This is a genomic window from Deinococcus seoulensis, assembly GCF_014648115.1.
GTDB lineage: Bacteria > Deinococcota > Deinococci > Deinococcales > Deinococcaceae > Deinococcus > Deinococcus seoulensis.
Window position 1 is genome coordinate 165,977 of sequence record NZ_BMQM01000005.1, and the last position, 25,898, is coordinate 191,874.

Below are 25,898 nucleotides of genomic sequence, written 5' to 3' on the forward strand. Positions count from 1 at the left end.
GACACTGGGCAGATGCGCGCCACTCCCTCTGCCCTGCTGTGCCTGGGTCTCACGCTGCTGCTGGGCAGCCTGCCCGCCCCGGGCCTGACCAGTTCAGCACTGACCATTCCGGCGCTGACCATTCCGGCGCTGCCGCCCACCACGCCGCTACCAGACACGCTGCCACCCTCCACGCCGCTGGACGCCCTGCCGGAAATTCTGCCGATCGGCACGCCCACGCCCCGGCCCGCGCCGCCGCTGATGACCGCGCCGGTCAATCCCCCGGCGGCCAGCGCGGCGCCCGGAACGTTCGCCCGCACGCCCAGCGACCCACTGTTCACGCGGCAGTGGACGCTGCCGGTCATCCGCGCGCCGCAGGCGTGGGCGCTGCCCGCCGTGCAGGCGGCGCAGCCCGTGACGGTCGCCGTGCTGGACACGGGATTCGTGACCAGTCCGGAACTCGCGGGCCGCGCCGTGAACGGCTTCGATTTCGTGAGCGACCCCGCCCGCGCCGGCGACGGTGACGGCCGGGACGCCGACAGCAGCGGCGTCGGCCCGTACGCGTACCACGGCGAGGTCGTGGCGAACATCATTGCCGCCGCGCACGACGGGCGCGGCATGGCGGGCCTGAATCCACGCGCGCGGGTCGTGCATGTGCGCGTGGCAGGCACGGACGGGCAGATCGACGTGCCGGACCTCGTGGACGGCCTGAAGTGGGCGGCGGGCCTTCCCGTGCCGGGCGTGCCCAGCAACCCGAACCCGGCGCGGCTGCTGAACCTCAGCCTGTTCGCGGATTTCATTCCCCTGACCCGCTGCGACCCGCGCGTGCAGGCCGCCGTGAATGCCGTCACGGCGCGTGGGGCGCTGGTGATCGCGGGGGCCGCGAACGACGGCGCGGACGCCGGGGGGTACTCGCCCGCCGGGTGCCGCAACGTCCTGACCGTCACCAGCGTCACCGCGCAGGGCGCGCGGCCCGCGTACGCCAACTGGGGCCGCAGCGTGGCCCTCGCCGCGCCCGGCGGGGAGGTCGGGCACGGCGTGACCGTCAGCAGCGTCAGCGGCGCGGGCGGCGTGCGCGACCCGAACGGCACCAGCCTCGCCGCGCCGCACGTGACGGGTGTCGCCAGCCTGCTGCTGGGCGTGCGGCCCAACCTGACGCCCGCCTCGCTACGCCGCATCCTGACCACCACCGCCGCGCCCTTTCCCGGAGGTCACTGCGACCCGCAGCCCGCCCGCAGCTGCGGCACCGGCACCCTGAACGCCGAGGCCGCCCTGAACAGCGCGCTGTCCAGCAGCCTGGGGAAGTGATACGGATTCCGTTTGTTTCGTCAACAACCCGGAACAGCACCGGGTTGCCAACTCCACGTCCGGAACCCGCCCGGCTCCCACTCGCATCCGCTCGGATTGAATGGTCTTTGCAGCCCCTTCAATCGGAGTCCGTATGAGCGCGCCGGGACCAGCGGGACGTGCGGCCCCCACCCCACCCGTTACCCTGAACGTATGAGGTTCAAACAGTGAACGCGCCCGCGTGGCGCATCTGGCTGGTCGTCGCGCTGATGTGCGGCTGGGGCATCCTCGCCATCCGCTTCGGCACCCGGCAGGAGTGGCCCATGGCAGGCCTGAGCCTGCTGCTGCTGATCACCAACGGCGTCACCCTGTACCGCCTGACCCGGCACGGCAAGTAACGCCCGCCTCTTCGGGGCCAGCCTCTTCAGGTCAGCGTCCGGCGTTCCAGCCGCCACCCCCGCGTGCGGGTGGCGGTTTTCAGTTCCGTGACGCTCAGGACCGTGCGGGGCGTCCACCACGTCTGCGCGGGTTTGTGCAGCGCCCAGCCGCCGCCCAGCGTGACGGCCGCGTGCTGCGCCAGTCCGTTGCCCGAACGCCACAGCAGCAGCGTGCCCGGCTGACCGTCCTGGCCTCCGAGAGCCGTGCGGCCGTGCAGGAACGCCTCGAACGGCTCGCGCTGCATCCAGGTGCGCGCGGCGTCCGGAACGCCCGCCGCGCCCATCACCGTGCCGAAGCAGTTGCCGGCGCTGCCTGCCGGGAAGGTGCCGGCCAGCGTCCGGGCGTCCGGGAGGGCGTGGGCGGCGGCGTTCCACACGGGGTCCGGCACCTCCTGCCGCCGACAGGACCGCGCGCCCTGCCCGATCAGGCGGGCCAGGACCGCGCCGGTCAGGTCCCCGGGCCGCCACAGGAACCGCCCGGCGGGCAGGCCCGGCCGCAGGTCCGCAAAACGGGCGCCCAGCGGCACGTTGCCCCGCCCGTGCCGCACCTGCGCCCGCAGCAGTTCCTGGCGCGCGGCCGGAGTCAGGGCGTCCACGTCTGCCGGGGTCAGCCACGCCAGCCGCTCCGCGACCGGGGCCACGTTCCACAGCGTGAACGTGTCGCGTTCCTCCGGGGTCAGCGTCACGGACGCACGCGCCAGGGTCGGCAGGTCCAGCCGCCGCGCCTCTGCTTCGGTCAGGTAGAACGGCTGCCGCGCCGGGGCCAGCCAGCCGCGCCACGCGTCCAGCCGGGCCGGGGACACCGGGATGTTCAGGACATTCACGCCGGGCAGTCTGCCGCTGGCCGCGCCTGCAGGGCATCCGCCATCTGCGCTAGCGGTGGCCGCGCCGGGGGAAGTCCGGGGCGGGTTCGCCGTGCAGGACCTCGCGTTCCACCTTCTTCCAGAACCCGAAGAAGCGCCGCAGCGGGCCGTCGAAACTCGTCAGGCGTTCCGGTTCGTGAATGACGATCCGCAGGTCCGGGCGGGCGGCGCGCAGGCCCTCCACGATGCGCGCAAAGTCCGGCGTGAAGTTCCGCGTGACGTGCAGCTCGGCAGCGTGGTGCGCCCCGGCAAAGGCGGCGAGTTCGTCCGGCACGGCCCCCACGCGGATCTCGGTCGGGCCGGTGCGGTGCGCGGCGAGGTCCCGCACGCCCTGGTACATGAACGCCAGACGCGGAAACGCGACCGGGACCACCTGAAGGAACGGACGGTCGAACACGAACAGCGCCGGGGCGTCCGGGCAGGCGCTCAGGGCCGGGTCCGTGACGGACAGGCTGTCCCCGTGAACCCACACGACCCGGCGGGCCTGGGCGGCAGTCACGGCTGCGTCCCGAACAGCTGCGTTTCGAGTTCCCCGTAAGAAGCGCGGAACGGACAGGCGGCCCGGCACGTACGGCACCACCGGCCGCCGCTGTACCGGTCGATGTTCTCCTGATTCATGAAGTACGGCTTGTTGCTGAACGTGCTCGCCACCCACTGCCACGACAGGGCGTTGTTCGCAATGTCCCCGTCGAGCAGGTGCTCGCGGAACAGGGCGTACCCGGCCCGCCAGTCCACGCCGCGCCAGTGCACCAGGTACGCCGCAAACCACAGCCGCTCGTGGTTGTGCAGCCACCCGTCCCGGACCAGGTGCGTGACCCAGGCGTCCGCGCAGGGCAGCCCGGTGCGGGCCCCGCGCACGTCGTCCGGCAGGGTGTCTGTCCAGCGGGCGGGGTACTTGGGGTCCTCCAGGTTCCCCAGGACCCGCGCGCCCTCCTGACGCAGCACCAGCCGGTAGAACTCCGCCCAGGTCAACTGCCGCAGGAACTCGTCCCGCCCGCGGCCCCGCATGACGGCGCGGGCATGCGCGGCCACCTCGCGCAGACCCAGCATGCCGTGACGCAGGTACATGCTCAGGCGCGACACGTTCCCACCCAGGAAGTTCCGGCCCGCGTACCCCTCGCCCGTCCAGGCGTGCAGGGCCGCCAGTCCCGCCGTGCGGCCCCCCGCGCGGGCCGGGAGGCGCGGCTCGCCCGTGTACAGGCCAGCCAGGGCCTCGCCCAGCACGCGCGGCAACTGATCGTCCGGCAGGTCGAGTGGCAGGCGGACGGGGTCGGTCATGCGCCCAGCATCGCTGCCCATGCTCTGGCACACCGTACGGCCCGGCACAGCCTGAGCTGACCGCGTACCGCCCACCATCCTCACATTCTGATATCAGACACTGATACTCGTGGATACGAACCTGTTCAAGGGCAACCTGGACCTGATCCTCCTGAGCGTCCTGGAACGCGAGGGCGGGTACGGGCAGGACATTGCCAAGCGCGTCAGCGCCGTCACCCAGGGCAGCATCACCCTGAACGCCGGGAGCCTGTACCCGGCCCTGCACCGCCTGGAGAAGGGCGGGTTCCTGAGCGCCGCCGAGACGACCCCCACCCGTGGTGGCCCCCCGGTCCGCACGTACACCCTGACCGACGCGGGCCACGCCGAACTGCGCCGCAGACGTGATTCGTACCGCGCTTTCGACGCAGCTCTGCGGAGCCTGTGGTGACCCCGCCCGCCGTTCAGGCGTACCTGCGCCGCGTGACGCGGCTGCTGCCACCCACCGCCGCCCGCCGGGTCCGGGCGGAACTGCACGGGAACCTGCACCAGAGCATGCTGGACGCCCGCCTGCGCGGCCTGAACGAACCCGACGCCTGGGCGGCCGCCGTGACTGAAGCTGGCCCTGCCCTGCCCGCCGCCCTTCACCTTGCCCGCACGCACACGCTGGGGCTGGCCCTGCGCTGGCTGCTGGCCGCCGGACTGCTCGGCGGGGCCGCGTACGCCATCCAGGGCACCCACCCGGCCGCACCCACGACCACGCAGGCGCAGCCGTGACCTCCCCTGCCAGGAATCGCCTGGGGCGCCTGTGGCGCGACTGGCTGTCCCCGCTGGCCTTCGCGCTGCTGCTGACGCAGTTCGGCGCGACCGCCGTGCGCGTGGACGGCGTCAGCATGCTGCCCGGCCTGCGCCACGGCGAGACGCTACTCGTCCCGAAAATCGAGGGCTGGGCGCACACCCTGGGCGTCGGCACCTACGGGCGTGGCGACACCGTGGTGTTCAAACCGCCCCGCAGCGCTGCCCAGGAGTGGACGCGCACGTACCGGGGCGTGACCCTTCCCTGGGCGTACCGTCCGTACCTCGTCAAGCGGGTGATCGGACTGCCCGGCGACACCGTGCAGGTTCAGGCGGGCACCGTCCTCGTGAACGGCCGCCCCCTGAACGAACCCCGCACCACCACGTACTGGAACGGGGCCTGCCACGACACGGCCAGCCCCCTGGCGAACACGCCGCCCGTTACCGTCCCGGCCGGAACGTACTTCGTGATGGGCGACAACCGCAGCCCCGGCGGCAGCCTCGACAGCCGCGTATTCGGCCCGGTGGGCACCGCCGACATCGCTGGACGCGCCGTGGCCAGCGTGTGGCCACTGGTCACGCCAACAAACACCACGCCCACCTGCGACGGCCAGCCACACCCCGAGCAGCGTGTGAAGACGGGCGGCCCGCAGCAGTGGAATCCGCGCCTGCTGCGCTCAGGCGGGTGAACGGCTGAACCAGCCCTGCACCGTCCCGAAAGGCAGCGCGCCGGGCGTGTCGAGCGTGCCGCGCTCCCGGAACTGTGCAGACAGAGTGGCAGCGTGGCCCAGCGCAGCCAGAAACAGGGAGGGACCGGTGCTGACGCGGCTGGCCCCGGCGCGCAGCAGGATGTGGGCGTCCGGTCCGCCGGGGGCGTACATGACGGCCAGCGGGCCGCCCAGGCGGTCGCGCAGCGTGCGGAGGGTGGGCGGGTCGGTCAGGCCGGGCACGAACACGCTGTCCGCCCCGGCTTGCAGGTACGCGCGGCCCCGACGGACCGTCTCGTCCAGTCTGTCGGCGTCGGTGTCGCCGTACCCGCTGAGGTACGTGTCGGTGCGGGCGTTCAGGTACGCGGGAACGCCCAGCGCATCGGCAGCGGCACGCGCGGCCCGCAGCCGGTCCACCTGCCCATCCGCTGGCAGCAGAGGCCGGTCAGGCTGCCCGGTGGCGTCTTCGAGGTTCAGGCCCGCCGCGCCCAGGCTCAGGGCGGCGCGGACCGTGTCGGCCACGCCCTGCGGCGTGTCGGCATACCCGCCTTCCAGGTCGGCGGTGACGGGCACGGTCACGGCGTTCAGGGTGCGTTCCAGTGCAGCCAGCAGGGTGTCACGCGGGGCGACCTGCCCGTCCGGACCGCCACGCGCAAGGCCTGCGGGGTCAGGTGCATCACCCGCCGGAACTGCGCGCCGAACGCCGACAGACTCCCGAATCCCACCGCGAACGCCACCTGCGCCGCCGTGTCCGCCGAGGTCAGCAGGCGCGCGGCCGCCAGTTCCACCCGCCGCCGCGTCAGCCAGTCGGCCGGACTGCACTGGAACTGCTCACGGAACAGGCGGTGCAGCGCGCTGCCGCTCAGGTTCAACTCGCGGGCCAGCGCCTGCACGGACCCCACGCCCGGCACGTCCACCCGCGCCAGTGCCGCCGTGAAGGTCGCCTCCTCGACCGGCACGCCCGCCTGAAACGCGTCCGGCTGGCAGCGACGACACGCCCGCAACCCCGCCGCCCGCGCCGACGCCGCGCACGGGTGGAACACCACGTTCCCCGCCAGCGGCTTGCGCGCCCGGCAGGACGGCAGGCAGTAGATCCCGGTGCTCGTTACGCCCGTGTAGAACAGCCCGTCGAACGCCGCGTCACCCGCGAACATCCGCTCCAGCATGAATTCCCGCGTGAACGTGACCGTCATGCCCGCATTGTCACGGGTACGGGCGGCGGCCCTCTACCGGAATCCTCCACCGCAATTCCCGGCACGGCAGGAACCCCCGCCACTCGGACGGGGGTCTTCCCTGTTGCCTTCAGCCTTCTGCCATCGGCCTGCGCTTACAGCGAGATCAGGAAGGGGTCTTCGAGGCTCTCGCAGATGAAGCGCACGAAGCGGGCGGCGTCGGCGCCGTCGATCAGGCGGTGGTCGTAGGTGAGGCTGAGGGGGAGCATGTTGCGGGGTTCGAACGCGCCGGTTTCCCTGTTCCAGACGGGTTCCATGCCGCCGCGGCTGACGCCGAGGATGGCGACTTCGGGGCTGTTGACGATGGGTGTGAAGGCGTGCCCGCCGATCCCGCCGAGGTTGGAAATCGTGAAGGTGGCGCCCTGCATCTCGTCGGGTTTGAGTTTGCGGTCGCGGGCGCGGCCGGCGAGTTCGCTCAGTTCGAGGACCATGTCGGTGATGCTCTTGCGGTCGGCGTCCTTGATGACGGGCACGAGCAGGCCGACGGGCGTGTCGACGGCGACGCCGATGTTCACGAAGTCCTTGTAGATGACCTGCTGGGCGTCGAGGTCGAGGCTGGCGCCGAATTTGGGGAACTGACGCAGGGCGTTCGCGACGACCTTCATCAGGATGTGCGTCATGGTGAGTTTGCCGCCGGCTTTCTCGACGCGCGCGCCGAAGCGTTTGCGGGTCTCTTCCATGAGGGTCACGTCGGCCTTGTCGAAGTGCGTGACCATGGGGATGGCGGTGCTGGCGGTCATGGAGCGGACGGTGGCCTTGCGGATGCCGCTCATGTCCTCGCGGGTCACGCGGCCCCACTTCTCGAAGTTGGGGAGGGGCGCGGCGGCCACGGCGGGTGCGGCGGCAGGTGTGCTGGCCTGCGCGGCGGCGGGCGCGGTGACGGTGGGGGTGCCGCCGGTGCGGCGGACGTCTTCCTCGCTGATGCGGCCGGCGATGCCGGTGCCCTGCACGGCGTGAATGTCCACGCCGATCTCACGGGCGAGGCGGCGGATGCTGGGCGCGGCGGGCACGACGTGGCGACCGTCGAAGGTCTGCGGGTTCTGCGTGCCGGACTGCGCGGGCGCGGCGGCCTGCGCGGCGGGCGCTCCGGCGGGCTGGGCCGGTGCGGCGGCGGCAGGGGCGGCGGGTGCAGCCGGTGCGGAGGCAGCGGGCGCGGGTGCGGCAGCGGGTGCGGCCGGGGCGTTGCCGCCGCCCAGGGTAGCGATCACGCCGCCGACCTTCACGGTGTCGCCCACGTTCACGCTGACGCTCTGCACGGTGCCGCTGGCATTCGAGGGCACCTCCACGACGGCCTTGTCGGTCTCGATCTCGATGACGGGCTGCCCCTCGGTGACGGTGTCGCCCGCCTTGACGAGCACGGTCACGACGGTGCCCTGCTCAATGTTGTCACCCACGTCCGGCAGGGTGATCTGCGCGCCCGCAGCCTGGGCCGCGGCGGGTGCGGCGGCCTGCGCTTTCTGCGCGTCCTGCTGTTCCTGCGCGACGGCCTTGCTGCTGCCGGTGTCGGTCTCGTCGACCGGTTCGCTCGCGGCCGGTTCGCTCGCGGCCGGTTCGCTGGCGGCCGGGGCACTCGCCGTTGCGCTGCCGCCGCCCAGGGTGGCGATCACGCCGCCGACCTTCACGGTGTCGCCCACGGTGACGTTCACGGCGTCCACGGTCCCGGCCGCCTCGGCGGGCACCTCGATGACGGCCTTGTCGGTCTCGATCTCGATGATGGGTTGCCCCTCGGTGACGGTGTCGCCCGCCTTGATCAGCACGGTCACGACGGTGCCCTGCTCGATGTTGTCGCCCACGTCGGGGAGTTTCAGTTCAGTAGCCATGATGGGTTCTCCTTCGGAGAGGGGGTGATAGTTGATAGTAGATAGGAGATGGTTGATGGTCGACAGGTGTTCCATCAACCATCAAATTTCAACCTTTAACGCAGGACAGGGGCGTCGCGTTCCGGGTCGATGCCCAGGTCGGCGATGGCCTTGGCGACCACGTCGCCCTTGATCTTGCCGTCGCGTTGCAGGGCGTACAGGGTGGCCAGGACGACGTGTTTGGTGTCGACCTCGAAGAAGTCGCGGAGTTCCTCGCGGGCCTCGCTGCGGCCGAAGCCGTCGGTGCCGAGCGTCCAGAGTTTGCGGTCCAGGTGGCCGTTCAGGCCGTCCGCGCCGAGTTTCATGTAGTCGCTCACCGAGATCAGGACGCCGGGGGCGTTCTCCTTGCTCAGCTGCTGGGCCACGTAGGACACGCGGGGTTCGGCGGTGGGGTGCAGCATGTTGTGCCGCTGGGCGAGCAGGGCGTCCTGGTGGAGTTCCTTGTAGCTGGTCACGCTCCACAGGTCGGCGGCGACACCGTAGGCTTCGAGCGCCTTCACGGCCTCCATCGCGGCGCCCATGGCGGGGCCGCTGGCGAGGATCTGCGCCCTGAGTTTGCCCTTGTGGGCGCTCTTCTGGAAGCGGTACAGGCCGCGCACGATGCCCTCGCGGATTTCCTCGTGGCTGCGGCCGTCAGCAGGCATGGCGGGCTGCACCTCGTTCTCGTTGTCCACGGTGACGTAGTAGAACTCGTCGATACCGTCCACGTACATGCGCTGGATGCCGCTCTCGACGATCACGGCCAGTTCGTACGCGAAGGCCGGGTCGTAGGTCTTGAGGTTCGGCACGACGTACGCCTGCAGGTGGCTGTTGCCGTCCTGGTGCTGGAGGCCCTCGCCGGCCAGCGTGGTGCGCCCGGCGGTCGCGCCGAGGATGAACCCGCGCGCCCGCTGGTCGGCGGCGGCCCACACGAGGTCACCGACGCGCTGCATGCCGAACATGGAGTACAGCACGAAGAAGGGGATGGTGGGCACGCCGTGGTGCGCGTACGCGGTGCCCGCCGCGATCCACGACGCCATCGCGCCGTCCTCGGTGATGCCTTCCTCCAGCATCTGGCCGTTGACGCTCTCCTTGTAGGCCATCAGGGAGCCGGAGTCCACAGGCGTGTACGTCTGACCGCGCGGGCTGTAGATGCCGATGCGCGGCACCAGCGCGTCCATACCGAAGGTGCGGGCCTCGTCCGGCACGATCGGCACGATGTACTTGCCGATCTCCTTGTCGCGCAGCAGTTTGCTGATGATCTGCACGGCGGCCATGGTCGTGCTCACCTGCCGGTCGCCGCTGCCCTTGGCGAACTCCTCGTAGAACTCGCCGTTCGGGATGGTGGGGTGCGGGTACTCGACCTTCCGCTCGGGAATCGTGCCGCCCAGCGCCGCGCGGCGTTCCAGGGTGTACTTCACCTCGGGACTGTCGGGGCCGGGGTGGTAGTACTCCATGTGCTCGACCTGATCGTCCGTCAGGGGCAGTTCCAGCAGGTCGCGCAGGTCCTTCAGGGTGCTGAAGTCCAGCTTCTTCACCTGGTGGGCCACGTTGCGCGCCTGGGCGCTCTCGCCGAGGCCGTAGCCCTTGATGGTGCGCGGGATGATGATGGTCGGGCTGCCCTTGTGCTTCACGGCGGAGGCGTACGCGGCGTAGATCTTGTGGATGTCGTGCCCGCCGCGGTTCAGCAGCTCCAAGTCGGCGTCGCTCCAGCCCTCGATCAGGGCCTTGAGTTCCGGCGTGTTGAAGAACTTCTCGCGCAGTTCCTTGCCGCCGAAGGCCGCGTAGCGCTGCGACTCGCCGTCCACCAGCAGCTCGAAGCGTTTGACGATGGTGCCGTTGTAGTCCTTCTGGAGCAGTTCGTCCCACTTGCTGTCCCAGATGACCTTGATGACGTTCCAGCCGGCGCCACGGAACAGCGCCTCGAACTCCTGGATGACCTTGGAGTTGGCGCGCACCGGGCCGTCGAGGCGCTGGAGGTTGGCGTTCAGCACGAAGATCAGGTTGTCGAGGTTCTCGTACGCGGCGAAGCGGATCGCGCCGATGCTCTGCGGCTCGTCCATCTCGCCGTCGCCCAGGAACGCCCAGACCTTCGCGTCGCCCTTGGGCTTCAGCTCGCGGTTCTCCAGGTACTTGATGAACCGCGCCTGGTAGATCGCCTGGATGGGCCCCAGGCCCATGCTGACCGTCGGGAACTCCCAGTAGTCGGGCATCAGCCACGGGTGCGGGTAGCTGCTGAGGCCCGCGCCGTCCGGCTGGAGTTCGCGCCGGAAGCGGTTCATGCGGGCCTCGTCGAACCGGCCCTCCAGGAAGGAGCGGGCGTACACGCCGGGGCTGGCGTGCCCCTGGTAGAAGATCAGGTCGCGATCCTGCCCCGCCCCGTGCCCGCGGAAGAAGTGGTTGAAGCCCACCTCCAGCAGCTCGGCCGCGCTGGCGTAGGTGCTCAGGTGCCCGCCGATGCCGTCGCTCTTCTTGTTCGCCTTGATGACCATGACCACGGCGTTCCAGCGGATGATGTTGCGGATCTTGCGTTCGATCTCGGGGTCGCCGGGGTACTCGGGCTGCGCCTCGACGTCGATGGTGTTGATGTACGGCGTGTTCTGCTTGAACGTGATGGGCGCGCCGTGGAAGTACGCATAGTGGTCGAGTTCCTCCAGCAGTTCCGCCGCGCGGTTGTCCCCGGCGTTCGCGAACACGTAGGCCAGGGAATCCAGCCACTCCTGCGTTTCCACGGAGTTCAGCTTCTCGCGCTCCTGTGCGCTCATGCCGGTGCGGGGCGGTCTGTTGGGCGGGGATGAGGTCATGCGAGCAGTCTAGGCCCCGGCGTTCCACACTTCCAACAGGGAATTCTCATGGCATTCACCACTGGCAATGGTGGGTCGCGGGAGTTACGCTGGAAGGAATGCCCGCCCGAGCCGCCCTGCACCCATGACCGACCTGCACCCATGATCGAACTGCGTCACCTGCGCCACTTCGTGGCCCTCGCCGAGGAGGAACACTTCGGGCGGGCCGCCGAACGCGTGTTCGTGGTCCAGCAGGCCCTGAGCAACTCCATCCGCAACCTGGAAGAGGAGGTCGGGGTGCCGCTCGTGCTGCGCACCACCCGCCGCGTGCAACTGACACCCGCCGGGCAGGAATTCCTGATCGGCGCGCGCGAGACGCTGCTGCTGGCCGGGCAGACCGTGGAACGCGCCCGCCGCGCCGCCCGGGGCGAGGTGGGCCGCCTGACCGTCGGCTTCGTCAGCGGGCTGGCGTTCGGGGGACTGCCGGAAATCGTGCGGCGCTTCCGAGAGCTGTACCCGAACGTCAGCGTGGACCTGCGCGAACTGACCGCCCAGGAACAGGAGGCCGGGCTGCGCGGCGAGCAGATCGACATCGGCCTGATGCTGCTGCCCGTGCGGGACCCCACCCTGGACTCACGGGCGCTGTGGCGCCAGCCGCTCGTCGCGGCCCTCCCGGCCGAGCATCCCCTGGCCCGCAAACGCCGCCTGAAGATCAGTGACCTGAGCGGCGAGAACTTCGTGTTCTTCCCCCGGCAACTGCGCGCCACGTACTTCGATCAGGTCATGCGCTGGTGCGCCGCCTCGGGCTTCACGCCGCACGTGGTGCAGGAAGCCATCGAGATTCCCACGCTGCTGTCGCTGGTCGCGGCGGGTGTGGGCGTGTTCCTGCCCATCCAGTTCTTCAGCCGCCTCTCGCTGCCCGGCGTGGTCTACCGCCCCATCGAGGACGCCCCCACCGTCGATATCGTCGCCGTGTGGCGCCGGGGCGACGGGAAGAATCCCGTCATCCGCGCGTTCCTGACCGTCGCCGAGGAAGTGCTGCGGGAAGGCAGGGAGGGCAGCGGAAAGTAGACAGTCCGGTGTGGGCTCGCCGTTCACCAGCACCCGCCACCCGTCACCCCTGCGGTGGCCGCCCGGTGTCCGGCATGCCGCGCAGCACGCCCAGGATCAGGACAGTGCCCGCCACGGACAGCAGGGCGCCCATCAGGAACGCCGCGCCGGGGAAGTCGTGCGTGAGGCCGTAGGCGTACACGCTGGTCGCCAGGACCGGCCCGACCACCGCGACCAGGGAGTTCAGGCTGGTGATGGCGCCCTGCACGCGGCCCTGTTCGGACTCGCCCACCTGCCGGGAGATCAGGCCCTGAATGGCGGGGTTGGCGAGGCCCCCCAGCGCGCCCACGACCAGTGAGGCGTACAGCAGCGCGCCGCTGCGGGCCACGCTGAGCACCAGGAATTCCAGGACGCTGCTGACCAGTCCGGTCATGATGGTGCGCCGGTCCCCGAAACGCGCGATGAACGGCCCGATCAGGCCGCCCTGCACGGCGGCCGTAAGCAGCCCGAAGAAGGCCAGCGCCACCCCGTTCTGCCCTGGCGTCCAGGTCAGGACGCGTTCGGTGTACAGCACCCACGTGCTGAAGATCACCTGCCCGGCGAGGCCCAGCAGCACGAACGTCAGCGCCAGCGCCCGCAGGATCGGGTACTCGCCCAGCGCCTTCAGGGGCAGCAGGGGGTTCAGGTCGCCGCGCCGCATGGCCTTGCCGCGCGCACTGACCGGCAGGGATTCGGGCAGCACGAACAGGCCGTACAGGACGTTCAGGCCCGTCAGGGCGGCCGCGACCATGAACGGCACGCGCAGCCCGTACTCGCCCAGCAGGCCGCCCAGCGCCGGACCCAGGATGAACCCCACCCCGAACGTCGCGCCCAACAGCCCGAAGTTCTTCGCGCGGTCCTCGGGGGGCGACACGTCCGCGATGTACGCGTTCGCGACCGTCAGGCTCGCCCCGGTAATCCCCGCCAGGATGCGGCCCAGAAAGAGCCACGCGAGGTTCGGCGCGAACGCCAGCAGCAGGTAATCCAGGCCCATGCCCGTCAGCGCGAACAGCAGCACTGGCCGCCGCCCGAAGCGGTCACTCAGCACGCCCAGGATCGGCGCGAACACGAACTGCATCACCGCGTACGCCGCCGTCAGCAGCCCGATCGTCCGCGCGCCCGCCACCTCCGACCCCGCCAGTTCCTTCACCAACCCCGGCAGCACCGGAATGATCAGCCCGATCCCGATGATGTCGATCAGGGCGGTCAGCAGAATGAAGATCAGGGCAGCAGGACGGGCGCGCATACGGGGCAGTGTAGGGGGTCGCCGATCAAGGTTTCCTTCAGCCATCTCGCTTACCATCCGTTTACGTACAGGGCGTAAAATAAGCAGATTCGTTCGGGCCGCGCCCGCACCCTGCCCTCTCCCCCACCCCCGGAGGTCCCATGCTCAAAGTCCAGTCCAGTTACACGCCCGCCGGCGACCAGCCCACCGCCATCCGCTCCCTGGTGGATGGCCTGGACTCCGGCCTCCGGTTCCAGACCCTGCTCGGGGCGACCGGCACCGGGAAGTCGGTGGCGTGGCACGAGCCCGTCACCGTGGAGATCGCCGGGCAGGTACGCCGCCTCCCCATCGGTGAACTGATCGACGATCTGTTCGGATCTCCCGCCCAGGATGAGGATTCGCTGGAACTCCCGCCGCCCGACCCGATGCGGGTGCTGGCGTGGAACGCGGCGGACGGCGCGGTGGCGTGGCGGACGGTGACGGCCCTGACGCGGCACGGTGCGCCGGAGCGGCTGCACCGGCTGGTCACGGGGTGCGGGCGCGAGGTGACCGTCACGGCGGATCACAGCGTGTGGGTCCTGCGAGGCGGGCACGTTCAGCTGGTTGCAGGGGATGACGTGCGGCCCGGTGACGCGCTGCCGGTGCCCCGCCGGGTGCCGCAGCCGGACGGAACGGTCACGCATCTGGATACGCTGGCGCTGCTGGACGGTACGCCGTTCCACGTGGCGGTGCCGTACACGCCGGACCGCGACCCGGAGTGGCGTGCCCTCGTGCGCGGGCATCACGCCCGCCCGGACGGGAAACTGCACGCCCTTCGGCATGGGAAGAGGGGCGGTGGCCTGAGCGTCACGGCGGCCCGCGCGGCGGTCTCGCAGGGACTGGCCGTCGCCGCCGAGGCGCGCGTCTCGGCCCGGTCGGTCAGCGTGGCCGGGCAGCTGTCCCTGACCCCGGCGCTGGCACTGCTGCTCGGGCAGTACGTAGCGGAGGGGCACGCCGCGCCGGGCTGCGCGCTGATCTCCGTGCGGGACGCAGACGTGCAGGCGCAGCTCACGGCGGCGCTGCATGAGCTGGAGGCCGGGCACTTCCGCCGCGCGGACGGCGATTTCGTGCTGTCCGGGCGGGTGTGGCGGGAGGTGCTGGCCCGGCTGATGGGCGAGCGTTCCAGCGAGAAGCACCTGCCGGTGAACTTCGCGGCGTTCCCGGACGCGTTCCTGGCGGGCGTGCTGCGCGCGTACTTCGAGGGGGACGGCGGCGTGGACGGCGGTGCGGTCACGGCCGTGACGAACAGCGCGCGGCTGGCCGGGGAACTGGCCGAGGCTCTGCTGCGCTTCGGGGTGTGGGCGCGCCTGCGCGAGGTGCAAAAGCGCCGCCCGGACGGCACGCTCGGCACGTATCACAAGGTCACGGTGTCCGGCGCCCAGAACCTGCGGTCCTTCCAGGAGGGGGTCGGTTTCCTGAGCGCTCGCAAACGGGCGGCCCTTGCGGACCTGCTGGAGCGGACCGGTGAGGGCAACACGAACGTGGACGTGGTCCCCGGTGTGGGCGGGCGCCTGCTGGCCGAACGGGAGCGGGCCGGGCTGTCGCAGCGGCAGGTAGCGCAGGCGGCGGGCTGCACGCGCACGATGGTCTCGGCGGTCGAGTGCGGCGTCCGCGCCCCCAGTGCAGCCCTGTTCGGCCGCCTGTGCGAGGCGCTGAACGTGACCGACACGGCCTTCACAGGGCTGGCCGATGTCCACTGGTCGCCGGTCGAAACCAACGAGACGGTCGCACCTAGGACCGCCTTCGTGTACGACTTCAGCGTGGACGGCTTCGAGACCTTCCTGACCGGTCGGGGCGGCCTGTTCGTGCACAACACCTACTCCGTGGCGAAAGTCATCGAGGAAACCCAGCGTCCGGCGCTCATCATGGCGCCGAACAAGATCCTGACCGCGCAGCTGGCCAGCGAGTTCCGGGAGTTCTTCCCGGACGCGGCGGTGGAGTTCTTCATCAGTTACTACGATTACTACCAGCCCGAGGCGTACGTGCCGGGCAAGGACCTGTTCATCGAGAAGGACGCCAGCGTGAACCAGGAGATCGAGCGGCTGCGGCACAGCACCACGCGCAGTCTGCTGACGCGGCGGGACACGATCGTGGTGGCGTCGGTCAGCTGCATCTACGGTCTGGGCGACCCGAAGGAGTACACGGCGCTGAACCTGATCCTGAAGAAGGGCGGGCAGGTCAGCCGGGACGAGATTCTGGGGCGGCTGGTGAACATGCAGTACGAACGGAACGACATCGAGATGATGCCGGGCCGGTTCCGCGCGAAGGGCGAGATGATCGAGGTGTGGCCCGCGTACGACGAGCAGCCCCTGCGGATCGAGCTGTGGGGCGACGACGTGGAGCGCATCACGGTGGTGCATCCGCTGACGGGGGACCGGCTGGCGGAACTGGACGCGACGGTGGTGTACCCGGCGAAGCATTACGTGAGCAGCGCGGGGAACATCGAGCGGGCCATCGTGACCATTCAGCAGGAGCTGGACGAGCGGCTGGAGTACTTCCGGTCCACCGGGAAGCTGCTGGAGGCGCAGCGCCTGAAGGAACGCACGCTGTACGACTTGGAGATGCTCAAGGTGCTGGGGTACTGCTCGGGCATCGAGAACTACTCGCGGCACATCGACGGGCGCGCGGCGGGGCACACGCCGTACACGATGCTGGATTACTTCAACGATGATTTCGTGACGTTCATCGACGAGTCGCACGTGACGGTCCCGCAGATCGGCGGGATGGCGAACGGCGACCGGGCGCGTAAGCAGACGCTGGTGGATTACGGCTTCCGCCTGCCGTCGGCGATGGACAACCGCCCGCTGAACTTCGACGAGTTCATGAGCAAGACCGGGCAACTGGTGTTCGTGTCCGCCACGCCCGGCCCGTACGAGCGCGAGCACAGCGACTCGGTCGCCGATCAGATCATCCGCCCGACCGGACTGGTGGACCCGCCCGTGACGGTGCGGCCCATCAACGGGCAGATCGAGGACCTGCTGGGCCGCGTGCGCGAACGCAGCGCCAGGGGCGAACGCACCCTGGTCACGACCCTGACCAAGCGCATGTCCGAGGACCTGACCGAGTACCTGCTGGAGAAGGGCGTCAAGGCGCGCTACATGCACAGCGACATCGACTCGGTGGAACGTCAGGTGATCATCCGCGACCTTCGCCTGGGCCACTACGACGTGCTGGTCGGCATCAACCTGCTGCGCGAGGGCCTGGACCTGCCGGAAGTGTCGCTGGTCGCCATCCTCGACGCCGACAAGCCCGGCTTCCTGCGCTCCGAACGCGCGCTGATCCAGACGATCGGCCGCGCCGCCCGCAACGTGAACGGCGAGGTCATCCTGTACGGCGACTCGGTCACGCCCGCCATGCAGTTCGCGATGGACGAGACCCGCCGCCGCCGCGAGAAGCAGACCGCCTACAACGAGGAGCACGGCATCACACCCACCACCGTCATCAAGGGTGTGCGCAACGTCATCCGCGGCGAGGAGCAACCCGACGAGGTCACCTCCGAGAACGTGGGCACGGACCGCGACGCCCTGACCGCCCAGCTCACGGACTTGGAACTGGACATGTGGCAGGCGTCCGAGGACCTGGACTTTGAGCGGGCCGCCAGCCTGCGCGACCAGATCCGCGCCATCGAGGCCAAGTTGCAGGGCAGGGAGTTCAAGCAGGCGACCGTGCCGGGCCAGAAGGTCCGGTCACGCGGACGGCGCTGAGCGCAGCAGAGAGAGGCGGGCCGCCCCGGAAACGTGGGCGGCCCGCCTCTCTCTGGACGCAGCCTGGATTCAGCGCTTCAGGGTCAGGGTGCAGGTTCCGGCGGGCACGCCGGCCTTGCGGATGGCCTGCACGAGTTCGTCGGCGTTGCGGGGCTCGGCGGTGGCCGCGTCGAGCTTCGTGACGTACGACTGGAGCGTGTCCAGGTCGCCGCTGAGCAGCACGCCGCGCGCCCCGGCGCCCTCGACCATGCCCAGGCACATGTGAATGTCGCTGTCGTCCATCATGCCGGTCAGCATGTCGGCCGCGAGGATCGTGCGGTCCTCGGACTGCCAGTTGAAGACGCCCTTGTCCGCCTTGAAGTCCCAGCCGTCGTCCCACTCGGGGGCCTGGGCGCCGAGTTTCAGTTCGCGGCTGATGCGTTCGCCGCCAGCGGTGGTGCCGGTCATGACCCAGGTCTGGCCGGGGCGGACCAGGGCGTTGGCGGGCAGGGCTTTCGGTGCGCCGAAGGGGGCCACGGCGCGCGGGGCGGCGTTGCCGCTGCCAGCGTGGGCGAGGGGCGTGAGGGTCAGCAGGGCCGCCAGAACGATGTATCGTTTCATGACCCTGAGCGTAGCAACGCGCGCCCCGGCCCGCTGCCTCATTTGACAGACCGGGCCGGGGCGCGGGACACCTTCAGTGCAGGGTGCGTTCCGGCGGGCCGTCGATCTCGTCGCGCTGGCGGGGCAGGATCAGGTTGGCGAGGATGCCGACCAGCGCGGCGAGGGCCATGCCGTGCAGTTCCAGGCTGGTTCCGGCGACCTGGATGGGGAACGCGGCGCCGCCCAGTCCGAGGACCAGGATCAGGGACACGATGATCAGGGTGCGGCTGTGCGCGAAGTCGATCTTCGCCTCGGTCAGGGTGCGGATGCCGACCGAGGCGATCATGCCGAACAGCAGGATGCTCACGCCGCCCAGCACGCCCTGCGGGAGGCTTTTCAGCACGGCGGCGAGTTTCGGGGAGCAGCCGAACAGCACGGCGAACACGGCGCCGATCTGCAGGACGCGCGGGTCGTACACGCGGGTCAGGGCGAGGACGCCGGTGTTCTCGGCGTAGGTGGTGGCGGCGGGTCCGCCGAGCGCGGCGCTGCTCATGTTCGCCAGCCCGTCGGCAAACAGCGTGCGGCTCAGGCCGGGTTTCTCCAGGAAGTTCTTCCCGACGACGCGGCCGTTCACGATGACGTCCCCGACGTGTTCGATGAACGTGACGACTGCGACGGGCGCGATGATCGCCACGGCCCGCCAGTCCAGGGCAGGCGCGTGGAAGTCCGGGAGGCCCAGCAGGGGCGCGGCGGCGATGGCGTCCAGGCCCTCCTGGGTCACCTGCCCGGTCAGCAGGGACACGACGTACCCGGTGACGACCCCGACCAGGATGGGAATCATGCGGAACAGGCCCTTCCCGTAGAGGCTGGCGATGACGGCGGCGCCCAGCGTGACGAGGGCCAGCCACCAGTTCGTTTTCGCCTGGTTCACGGCGACGCTGCTGAGGCCCAGGCCGATCACGATGATGACCGGGCCGGTCACGACGGGCGGGAACACCCGCAGCAGCCGGTCCGTGCCCAGGAGTTTCACGAGTCCGCTGAACAGCAGGTACATGAGTCCGGCGGCGATCAGGCCACCCCCGGCGGCGGCCGGGCCGAACTCCTTGACGACCAGCGCGGTCGGCGCGATGAACGCGAACGAGCTGCCCAGGAAGATCGGCACCTGCCCGCGCGTGAGCAGGTGGAAGATCAGCGTGGCGACGCCCGCGCCGAACAGCGCGACGCTGGGCGACAGGCCCACCAGGATGGGCACCAGGACGGTCGCGCCGAACATGGCAATCGAGTGTTGCAGGCCCAGCACGACGCGGCGGGCAGGATCGTTGACGGTGGATGCGCTCAAGGTGAATTGACCTCCGGGGAAAAAGGGGCAGGGTGACGGGAGCCCGCGCGGCCAGGATGGAAGGCCAGGGTGCGGGCGGGTGTGGGCGTGGGTTGCTCCGGGCGCTCAGGGTAGCGCACACGTCAGGATCAGTCTGGGCGGATGTGGGCAGGGAGCCCGGTCGGGTCAGGGAGTCTGGACGCTCAGCGCGCAGGTTCCCAGGCCGAGTTCCCGCGCGGCCTCCTCCTGCTGCTGCGGGGTGCGGGTGACGTTCAGGACGGCCAGCGCGGCTTCCAGGCGGGCCGGGAGTTCGGTCAGGGTGCCGCTGGCCAGCACGCCGGACACCTCCGGGGCGCTGTTGCGGTCGGCGTTCAGGCGGACGGCGCAGGCCAGACCCAGACCTCCGTCCCGGGCGTCCTGAAGGTCCAGGGCGATCAGCGTTCCGGCCTGCGCGTCCAGCAGCAGGGTGCCCCGGTCGGCGCGGAAGGTGCCGGGGTCGGCGGGGGGTGCGGCGCTGAGGCGCAGGGTCGTCTGGAAGGTCTCGCCGTCGGCGGTGCGGGCGTGCAGGGTCCAGCGTTGCCCCGGCGCGGGCAGCAACCCCAGCGCGGGCAGCAGGGTGGGCAGCGCAGTGGGGAGCGGGGTGGGCAGCGTGCCGGGCGCGGCATGGGCGCCACACAGCAGGCAGAGCAGCAGGGTGGCCGGGCAGCGGAATCGGCGGGGCATGGGTCAGCGTAGCCCCGGCGGGCCGCTGCGCGCTACGCTGGGCGGCATGAATGCCAAGGGTGATCTGATCGCGCGGGCGCTGACGCTGGGACTGGGCGCGCCCACCTTCGAGGCGCACGCGGAGGGCCCCCCGCACGACCGGCGGTTCCGGGTGACGGTCCGCGCGGGCGGGCAGGTGCTCGGCGAGGGAGGCGAGGGGCGCAGCAAACGCGACGCCGAGCGGGCGGCGTCCGAGTCGGCGCTGCGCGTGCTGAGCGGCGACGCGACCCCCGCCGGGCCGCAGCGGGGCGCGGCGGGCCGGGCGGAACGCTGGCCGATCTACGGCGCGGTGCTGGCGGGCGCGCTGGACGCCGCGCTGGAATTCGCGCCCGAGGACGCCACGCTGGACGAGGTGCGCGTCCGGGCCGCGCACCTGTACCGCGACCTGCTGACGGACCTGGGGCACGGCCCGGACGCGCCGGACGCCGATGACCTGCCGCGCGGCGCCCTGGACCCGCAGGAATCGACCCCGGCCGGGGGGCCGCTGTGAGCGGCTGGCCGTGGCGTCCGGCGGGCGTGCTGTTCGACATGGACGGCGTCCTGACCGACAACAATCACTTTCACCGGCAGGCGTGGCAGGAGGTGGCGGCCAGCGTGCTGGGCCTGACCCTCTCCGAGCATGACCTGGACACCAAGGTGGACGGGGGCCGCAACCCGGAGATCATCGAACGCCTGACCGGCACGTACCCGGACGAGGCCCTCGCCACCCGTTTCCATGAAGCCAAGGAGGGCCGTTACCGCGAACTGGCAGCCGGTGCGCTGCGGGAGGTGACGGGCCTGAGTGCGTACCTGGACGCGCTGGAATCACGCGGCATTCCGTTCGCGCTGGTCACGAGCGCCGACCGGGTGAACGTGGAGTTCGGCATGCAGGCGCTGGGGCTGGGGGGTCGTTTCGGGCCGCGCGTGCTGGGCGAGGACGTCACGCACGGCAAACCTCACCCGCAGCCGTTCCTGCTGGGCGCGCAGCGGCTGGGCCTGAACCCGGCCGACTGCCTGGCGCACGAGGACGCCGTGAACGGGGTGCGTAGCGCCGCGGGTGCCGGGTGCCGCGTGGTTGCCCTGACCACCACCGCGCCCGGCGCGGCCCTGCGCGAGGCGGGCGCGGAACGCACCGCGCCGGACTTCACGTCCTGGGCCGACTGGCTGGAGTGAAGGGCGCGCAGGCCGAGGACCGCGCCGCCACGTTCCTGGGCGGGCTGGGGCGGGTGGTGCTGGCCCGCAACTACCGCATTCCCGGCGGCGAGATCGACGTGGTGTCGCGCGAACCGGACGGCACGCTGGTGTTCACGGAGGTCCGGCAGCGCCGCTCGGCGCGTTTCGGCAGTGCCGCCGAGTCGGTCACGCCGCGCAAACTGGCCCTGATGCACCGGGCCGCCCTGACGTACCTGACGCGCGAACTGGGCCGCGATGACCTGCCCTGCCGCCTGGAGGTGCTGACCATCGACGGCAGCGCTGCTGGCGGCGCGCTGAGCGTGCACGCAGTCGAGTGACTACACAGTCGAGTGATCAGGACTCCGGTTGAAGGGCTGACCAGGGCCATTCAATCCGGGCGGATGCGGCCCGCGCTAGAATCCCTGGCATGCGCAGTGATTACCTGTCGGCCGCCCGCGCCCTGCAACTGGGGCGGGAAAGTGCCGTGGAGGGCGACCAGGGGCGGGCGCTGCGGCTGTACCGCGAGGCGCTGGACCTGCTGAGTGTCCTGCCGCCCGAGCGGACGCGGGACGTGCTGCTGGCGCACACGCACCTGGCGTTCTACCAGACGCTGGAACTGCTGGGCGGCCCGGACGGGCAGCGGCACCTGCAACTGGGCGTCAGTTACGCCCGCAGCACCCGTGACCCGCTGGCCCGCGCGATTGCCGAGGAGTGCCTCAGCGGCCTGGACGTGGTGATGTAGCACGCCTCCCCCGGTCGTGGGGGAACGGGTGCGGGTGATACGGACTCCGACTGGCACGAAGAGCCGGAATGTGGGCAGGCCGCGTCCGGTGTGGGCGCGGCCTGCGGTGCGGGGAGGCTGTTTACTGGCCGGGCAGGCTGAGCTGCGCGGTGGTCTTGCCGGTGGCCTTGTCGTGGGCGCACTGCAGGGGCAGCTGGCCCAGGGTGTTCTCGCGGCCCGCGCTGTGCACGGCGACGGTGGCGGGGGCGGTGAGGGTCCAGCCGCCACCCTCGACGGTCTGGGTGGCCTTGATGATCTGGGCGGGTTCGGCGTCCAGGTCGGCGTGGATGCTGTCACCGGCTTTCAGCGGCGCGCCGCTCTGTTCGATCAGGGTCTTGAGGGGGATGCTCTGCCCGGCCGCGCCGACGGCGAGGTTCTCGGTGTCGTGCGCCAGTTCCTTGCAGGCCTCAATGAACTTGTACTTGCTGATGCCGTTGGCTTCCCGGTCGCTGTAGATGGGGTTGTTGCGGACGGCGGTGGCGGTCACGAAGCCCAGCAGGGCCAGGGTGAGGAGGATCGCGAGCCACAGCAGCGCGCGGCCTGCGCCTCCGTGGCTGGTGGTTTTGGTGTGCTCGCTCATGTCGCCTCTCAGCATAGCGTTCCGCGGCCGGGGAGACGGCGTGAGGCGTGACGGTCCGGCTGTCACTGCCCGGCTGTCACTGCCCGGTTCATTACCCAGATCACTGCCCAGATCACTGCCCGGCGGAGTCCGTATCAGGGTAGCCAGGGGCCGCCGACGCGCTGCACGCCGTCCATCCCGAGGCGGCCCATCCCGAGACGGCTCAGGGCGCCGCGCACGGTCTCGCCCGTGACGGGGTGGCGCAGGTCGGGGTTCAGGTCGTGCAGGGGGGCCAGTACGAACGGGCGGTCCCAGGCGCGCGGGTGCGGCAGGGTCAGGGCGGGGTGGGCGCTGACGCGGGCGCCGTGGGTGATCAGGTCCAGGTCCAGGGTGCGGGCCTCCCAGCGTTCGTGGCGTTCGCGGCCGGCGGCGGCTTCCAGGTCGTGCAGCGCGGCCAGGAGCGTCTCGGCGCTCAGGGTGGTGCGCAGGTGCGCGGCGGCGTTCAGGTAGTCCGGCTGGCCGGGTGGGCCGCCGACGGGCGCGGTGCGGTACAGCGCCGAGACACCCGCCACCTGTCCCAGCGTGCCCAGGTGCGCGGCCGCCCGGCGCAGCGCCGCGAGCGGGTCGCCGAGGTTGGCGCCCAGGGCGATGTAGGCGTCGGCCGTGGGGTCGGGCGGCACGGGTTACTGGTCCGCGCGGGTCAGGGTCAGTTCGGTGAACACGTCGCGGAACACGCCGGGCAGCGGCGCGAAGGGCTTGTGTACGCGGACGGTCACGGCGTGCAGGGTCGGCTGGTCGCGCAGCAGGCGGCGGCCGATGCGGGCGGTCAGCACCTCGATCAGCTGGTGGCGGGTGCCCGTGACTTCCTCCTGAATGGCGGCGTAGACGTTGGCGTAGTTCACGGCCTCGTTCAGGTCGTCGTTCAGGTCCGCGAAGGGGTAGTGCAGTTCGGCGTCCACGACGAACCGGGCGCCCAGGACGGCCTCGGTGTCGTACACGCCGTGCCGCGCGTGGAATTCCAGTCCCTGCAGGACGACGCGGCTCACGCCGGGCGCGGCGGGGTGCGGTTCGGGGGTGGCGGCCTTCATCCGTCCGAGTGTAGCGCCGGGCCGGGTGGGGCGTTCAGGGCCGCCTGCACACGCAGCGCCTGGACGTGCGCGGCGGCGGCGTGCGCGCGGACCACGGCGGCTCCGCTGCGGGCGGCGTGCAGGTGCAGGGCCAGCGTGCCGGGGTCGCGGTCGGCGGCGTCCGGCACGCTGGCCATGAGGTCGATCAGGCGTTTGCGGCTCGCGCCGATCAGGACGGGGTGCGGGCCTGCGGTCAGGTCCGGCAGGGCGCGCAGCAGGCTCAGGTTGTGGTCCAGCGTCTTCCCGAAGCCGATGCCGGGGTCCAGCAGCACGTCGGGCACCCCGGCGTTCAGCGCCTCCCGCGCCTGTTCTCGCAGGTACGTGTGCACCTCCTGCACCACGTCGCCGTAGTGCGGGGCGGCCTGCATGGTCTGCGGCTGGCCCTGCATGTGCATCACGCAGGCGGGCGCTCCGGCGTCGGCGCACACGCGGCGCATCTCGGGGTCGCGCAGGCCGGTCACGTCGTTGATCAGGTGCGCTCCGGCGCGCAGGGCGGCGGCGGCCACCTCGGCTTTCATGGTGTCCACGCTCAGCAGGACGCCCTGCCCGGCCAGCGCGCGGATCAAGGGCAGCACCCGGTCGAGTTCCTCGTGCGCAGCCACCGGGGCCGCGCCGGGGCGGGTGCTCTCGCCACCGATGTCCAGGATCAGCACCCCGGCGTCCCGCATGGCGCGCGCGCTGTGCAGGGCGGCGTCCAGCGCGGCGTGACGGCCCCCGTCGCTGAAGCTGTCGGGCGTGACGTTCAGGATGCCCATCACGGCCGCGCCGGTCCAGCGCCACTCCCAGCCGCGCGCCGCGCGGATCGTTCCTGGCGCGGGCAGGCCGAAGGTCAGGGTGTGCGCGTTCACGTCGGGCCGGGCCGGTCGGGCAGCAGGAAGCTCACCAGCACCCGCTGACGGTCCGGGAAGGCGTCCACCTGCGCGGGCATGCGCCGCCCCGAGCGGAACGGCACGTAACTGGCCTGCGAGATCGGCAGGCGGGTATCGAGCGCCACGGCCACCGGGTGGTCGTCCGGGATGGGCGTGCCGGGCCGCAGGGAGTACTTCACGCCGGGCGCACCGCCCGCCACGCGCACGGTCAGGATTTTCGGCGTTCCGGCCGGACTGGCCGGGGCGGCGTGAGGTTCGTCGTCGGCGCGGGTCAGGGCGCACACGGCGTACAGAACGGGCGCGGGCGTGCGTTCGGCCAGGGCGTACAGGGCGGTGCTGGCGCTCACGTCGGCGCGGCGGGCCAGTTCACCCAGGGCGCGGCCGGTCGGTCCGAAACGGGCCAGCAGGTCGCTCAACAGTTCCTCCGGCATCAGCAGCGCGGCGGCGCCCACGTTGCACAGCGTCTCGATCACCTGTTCCAGCCGGTCGCCCTCGAACGAGTCATGCAGGTCACTCAGCAGGTCGTCGTCGCCCAGCAGCAGCGCGTGGCTGATCTCGTGCGCCAGCGTGAAGCGTTGCCGTTCGGGCCGCACGCGCGAGTTGATCAGGATGACGTTGTGTTCCGGGTCGAAGGCCCCGTCCCGGTCACCCATGGGCATGAAGGTCAGTTGCACGCCGTCCAGGCCGTGCATCAGCCCGTGGGTGTCCAGGCCGGGCAGGGTGCGGGCGTACCGGACGGCCAGCTCCTTCATGCGGCCCTTCGCGCCGGCCAGCAGGTCGGCCGGGGCCGCCCCCTCCGGCGCGGCGTCCGGGCGGGTGGGGAGGTCGGCGGGCACGTCACTCACCCCCGCAGCTTACCGCACCCGCCCCACGCGCCTGAGCGCACCCACAGAACGCAGGGGGGCAGCGGCGGTCAGCCTTTTGCTTTCAGGCTCTCGACCAGCGCCACGTACTGCGCCTGCGCGTCGTCCTGCGAGGTGCCCTGCAACGCGGCCCAGGCGTCGTACTTGGCGCCGCCCACGAAGTCGAATCCGCCGGGGCGTTTGCCGCTCACGTCACCGGCGCTGCCCTGCTTGTACAGCGCGTACAGCCTGAGCAGCACGTCGTTGCCGGGTTTGCTGGAGAGGGCCTGCACGTCCTGCTGCGCCTGTTCGAAAGGAGTTGCCATGCACAAATTGTACCCGGTTTAGAATTCCGGGGCTGAATTTCATACGGGTTCCGTTTGTTTCGCCCTCCACCCGGGACAGCACCGCCCCTGCCAACTCCACGTCCGGAACCCGCCCGGCTCCCACTCGCATCCGCTCGGACCCAGCGGCTTTATAAGCCATTCAATCCGAGTCCGTATCAGACCCGCAGCACCCAAACAGCATGACTCTGAACAACACCCATAGAAAACAGTGCGGGCCACCCCCGGAAGTGGAGGCGGCCCGCACTATGTACTGATGGGCTACAGAGAAAAGACGCTGGGCCGGTCTTGGAAGACCGGCCCAGAGGAGAACAGCGTTACACAGTCACGAGT

28 protein-coding genes are annotated in these 25,898 nt (G+C 70.9%); 11 read left to right on the top strand and 17 right to left on the bottom strand.

Going from position 1 to position 25,898, the window contains the following annotated elements; genetic code table 11:
• Positions 1-12: 12 nt before the first annotated feature.
• Positions 13-1,287 carry a S8 family serine peptidase gene (locus tag IEY70_RS06095; RefSeq protein WP_189064106.1) on the top strand — a complete coding sequence of 425 codons (1,275 nt, stop codon included), beginning with the start codon at positions 13-15 and terminating at the stop codon, positions 1,285-1,287.
• Positions 1,288-1,493: 206 nt separating this feature from the next.
• On the top strand, positions 1,494-1,664 hold the full coding sequence (locus IEY70_RS06100; RefSeq protein ID WP_189064107.1) for a hypothetical protein: 171 nt from the start codon (positions 1,494-1,496) through the stop codon (positions 1,662-1,664).
• Between the two features lie 26 nt (positions 1,665-1,690).
• On the opposite strand, the gene IEY70_RS06105 is transcribed toward IEY70_RS06100, so the two are convergent.
• The 3 genes from IEY70_RS06105 to IEY70_RS06115 are packed head-to-tail and all read right to left on the bottom strand — an operon-like array spanning position 1,691 to position 3,844.
• Positions 1,691-2,527, bottom strand: a complete 837-nt coding sequence (locus tag IEY70_RS06105) for a hypothetical protein (protein WP_189064108.1) — start codon at positions 2,525-2,527, stop codon at positions 1,691-1,693.
• A 49-nt stretch (positions 2,528-2,576) separates the two neighbouring features.
• The gene (locus tag IEY70_RS06110; RefSeq protein ID WP_189064109.1) at positions 2,577-3,065 is read right to left on the bottom strand and encodes a hypothetical protein; all 489 of its coding nucleotides are present in this window, start codon (positions 3,063-3,065) and stop codon (positions 2,577-2,579) included.
• Positions 3,062-3,844, bottom strand: coding sequence for an FAD-binding domain-containing protein (locus IEY70_RS06115; RefSeq protein ID WP_189064110.1), 783 nt, complete (start codon positions 3,842-3,844; stop codon positions 3,062-3,064). Before IEY70_RS06115 ends, IEY70_RS06110 begins: the two co-directional genes overlap by 4 nt.
• A gap of 109 nt (positions 3,845-3,953) precedes the next feature.
• Here IEY70_RS06115 and IEY70_RS06120 point away from each other — a divergent pair, with 109 nt between their 5' ends.
• The 3 genes from IEY70_RS06120 to lepB are packed head-to-tail and all read left to right on the top strand — an operon-like array spanning position 3,954 to position 5,304.
• Entirely contained in the window at positions 3,954-4,271 is a 318-nt protein-coding gene (locus tag IEY70_RS06120; RefSeq protein ID WP_189064111.1) for a PadR family transcriptional regulator, read from the top strand.
• The gene (locus IEY70_RS06125) at positions 4,268-4,597 is read left to right on the top strand and encodes a hypothetical protein (RefSeq protein ID WP_189064112.1); all 330 of its coding nucleotides are present in this window, start codon (positions 4,268-4,270) and stop codon (positions 4,595-4,597) included. Before IEY70_RS06120 ends, IEY70_RS06125 begins: the two co-directional genes overlap by 4 nt.
• Complete coding sequence (lepB, locus tag IEY70_RS06130) at positions 4,594-5,304, top strand: signal peptidase I (RefSeq protein ID WP_229777677.1); 711 nt, start codon at positions 4,594-4,596, stop codon at positions 5,302-5,304. The genes IEY70_RS06125 and lepB overlap by 4 nt, the downstream gene beginning before the upstream one ends.
• Here lepB and IEY70_RS06135 read toward each other — a convergent pair.
• From IEY70_RS06135 to aceE, 4 genes are all read right to left on the bottom strand, one after another.
• Positions 5,293-5,934, bottom strand: a complete 642-nt coding sequence (locus tag IEY70_RS06135) for an isocitrate lyase/PEP mutase family protein (RefSeq protein ID WP_229777687.1) — start codon at positions 5,932-5,934, stop codon at positions 5,293-5,295. The genes lepB and IEY70_RS06135 overlap by 12 nt on opposite strands.
• Positions 5,907-6,515, bottom strand: coding sequence for an Ada metal-binding domain-containing protein (locus IEY70_RS06140; RefSeq protein WP_189064113.1), 609 nt, complete (start codon positions 6,513-6,515; stop codon positions 5,907-5,909). Before IEY70_RS06140 ends, IEY70_RS06135 begins: the two co-directional genes overlap by 28 nt.
• A gap of 134 nt (positions 6,516-6,649) precedes the next feature.
• Positions 6,650-8,374, bottom strand: a complete 1,725-nt coding sequence (aceF, locus tag IEY70_RS06145) for a dihydrolipoyllysine-residue acetyltransferase (protein ID WP_189064114.1) — start codon at positions 8,372-8,374, stop codon at positions 6,650-6,652.
• Between the two features lie 95 nt (positions 8,375-8,469).
• Entirely contained in the window at positions 8,470-11,196 is a 2,727-nt protein-coding gene (gene aceE / locus IEY70_RS06150) for a pyruvate dehydrogenase (acetyl-transferring), homodimeric type (protein ID WP_189064115.1), read from the bottom strand.
• A 144-nt stretch (positions 11,197-11,340) separates the two neighbouring features.
• Between aceE and IEY70_RS06155 the strand changes: the two genes are divergently transcribed.
• Positions 11,341-12,246 (top strand): LysR family transcriptional regulator, encoded by a 906-nt coding sequence (locus tag IEY70_RS06155; RefSeq protein WP_189064146.1) that lies wholly within the window; start codon positions 11,341-11,343, stop codon positions 12,244-12,246.
• 43 nt (positions 12,247-12,289) lie between these two features.
• Here the strand turns inward: IEY70_RS06155 and IEY70_RS06160 are convergent, their stop codons facing one another.
• The gene (locus IEY70_RS06160) at positions 12,290-13,510 is read right to left on the bottom strand and encodes a TCR/Tet family MFS transporter (RefSeq protein WP_189064116.1); all 1,221 of its coding nucleotides are present in this window, start codon (positions 13,508-13,510) and stop codon (positions 12,290-12,292) included.
• Positions 13,511-13,650: 140 nt separating this feature from the next.
• Here IEY70_RS06160 and uvrB point away from each other — a divergent pair, with 140 nt between their 5' ends.
• Positions 13,651-17,232, top strand: coding sequence for an excinuclease ABC subunit UvrB (gene uvrB / locus IEY70_RS21265; RefSeq protein ID WP_189064117.1), 3,582 nt, complete (start codon positions 13,651-13,653; stop codon positions 17,230-17,232).
• Between the two features lie 69 nt (positions 17,233-17,301).
• Here uvrB and IEY70_RS06170 read toward each other — a convergent pair whose 3' ends face one another.
• The 3 genes from IEY70_RS06170 to IEY70_RS06180 all read right to left on the bottom strand — a co-directional run bounded on the left by IEY70_RS06170 (position 17,302) and on the right by IEY70_RS06180 (position 19,852).
• Positions 17,302-17,832: a hypothetical protein gene (locus IEY70_RS06170; protein WP_189064118.1), complete on the bottom strand. Its 531-nt coding sequence runs from the start codon at positions 17,830-17,832 to the stop codon at positions 17,302-17,304.
• A gap of 73 nt (positions 17,833-17,905) precedes the next feature.
• Positions 17,906-19,150 (bottom strand): uracil-xanthine permease family protein, encoded by a 1,245-nt coding sequence (locus IEY70_RS06175; RefSeq protein WP_189064119.1) that lies wholly within the window; start codon positions 19,148-19,150, stop codon positions 17,906-17,908.
• A 165-nt stretch (positions 19,151-19,315) separates the two neighbouring features.
• Positions 19,316-19,852, bottom strand: coding sequence for a hypothetical protein (locus IEY70_RS06180; RefSeq protein WP_189064120.1), 537 nt, complete (start codon positions 19,850-19,852; stop codon positions 19,316-19,318).
• 46 nt (positions 19,853-19,898) lie between these two features.
• Between IEY70_RS06180 and IEY70_RS06185 the strand changes: the two genes are divergently transcribed.
• The 4 genes from IEY70_RS06185 to IEY70_RS06200 all read left to right on the top strand — a co-directional run bounded on the left by IEY70_RS06185 (position 19,899) and on the right by IEY70_RS06200 (position 21,785).
• Positions 19,899-20,381 (top strand): putative dsRNA-binding protein, encoded by a 483-nt coding sequence (locus IEY70_RS06185; RefSeq protein ID WP_189064121.1) that lies wholly within the window; start codon positions 19,899-19,901, stop codon positions 20,379-20,381.
• Positions 20,378-21,043 carry an HAD family hydrolase gene (locus tag IEY70_RS06190; RefSeq protein WP_373290755.1) on the top strand — a complete coding sequence of 222 codons (666 nt, stop codon included), beginning with the start codon at positions 20,378-20,380 and terminating at the stop codon, positions 21,041-21,043. Before IEY70_RS06185 ends, IEY70_RS06190 begins: the two co-directional genes overlap by 4 nt.
• Entirely contained in the window at positions 21,040-21,381 is a 342-nt protein-coding gene (locus IEY70_RS06195; RefSeq protein ID WP_189064122.1) for a YraN family protein, read from the top strand. The genes IEY70_RS06190 and IEY70_RS06195 overlap by 4 nt, the downstream gene beginning before the upstream one ends.
• An 89-nt stretch (positions 21,382-21,470) precedes the next feature.
• Complete coding sequence (locus IEY70_RS06200) at positions 21,471-21,785, top strand: hypothetical protein (RefSeq protein WP_189064123.1); 315 nt, start codon at positions 21,471-21,473, stop codon at positions 21,783-21,785.
• 121 nt (positions 21,786-21,906) lie between these two features.
• Here IEY70_RS06200 and IEY70_RS06205 read toward each other — a convergent pair whose 3' ends face one another.
• From IEY70_RS06205 to IEY70_RS06230, 6 genes are all read right to left on the bottom strand, one after another.
• Complete coding sequence (locus IEY70_RS06205; protein WP_229777679.1) at positions 21,907-22,404, bottom strand: hypothetical protein; 498 nt, start codon at positions 22,402-22,404, stop codon at positions 21,907-21,909.
• Positions 22,405-22,538: 134 nt separating this feature from the next.
• Positions 22,539-23,063, bottom strand: coding sequence for a 2-amino-4-hydroxy-6-hydroxymethyldihydropteridine diphosphokinase (gene folK, locus IEY70_RS06210; RefSeq protein WP_189064125.1), 525 nt, complete (start codon positions 23,061-23,063; stop codon positions 22,539-22,541).
• 3 nt (positions 23,064-23,066) lie between these two features.
• Positions 23,067-23,429 carry a dihydroneopterin aldolase gene (gene folB / locus IEY70_RS06215; RefSeq protein WP_189064148.1) on the bottom strand — a complete coding sequence of 121 codons (363 nt, stop codon included), beginning with the start codon at positions 23,427-23,429 and terminating at the stop codon, positions 23,067-23,069.
• Positions 23,430-23,467: 38 nt separating this feature from the next.
• On the bottom strand, positions 23,468-24,358 hold the full coding sequence (folP, locus tag IEY70_RS06220; protein WP_189064126.1) for a dihydropteroate synthase: 891 nt from the start codon (positions 24,356-24,358) through the stop codon (positions 23,468-23,470).
• Entirely contained in the window at positions 24,355-25,131 is a 777-nt protein-coding gene (locus IEY70_RS06225; RefSeq protein ID WP_189064149.1) for an ImmA/IrrE family metallo-endopeptidase, read from the bottom strand. Before IEY70_RS06225 ends, folP begins: the two co-directional genes overlap by 4 nt.
• Positions 25,132-25,292: 161 nt before the next feature.
• Positions 25,293-25,547, bottom strand: a complete 255-nt coding sequence (locus IEY70_RS06230; protein WP_189064127.1) for an acyl-CoA-binding protein — start codon at positions 25,545-25,547, stop codon at positions 25,293-25,295.
• Positions 25,548-25,898 lie beyond the last annotated feature (351 nt).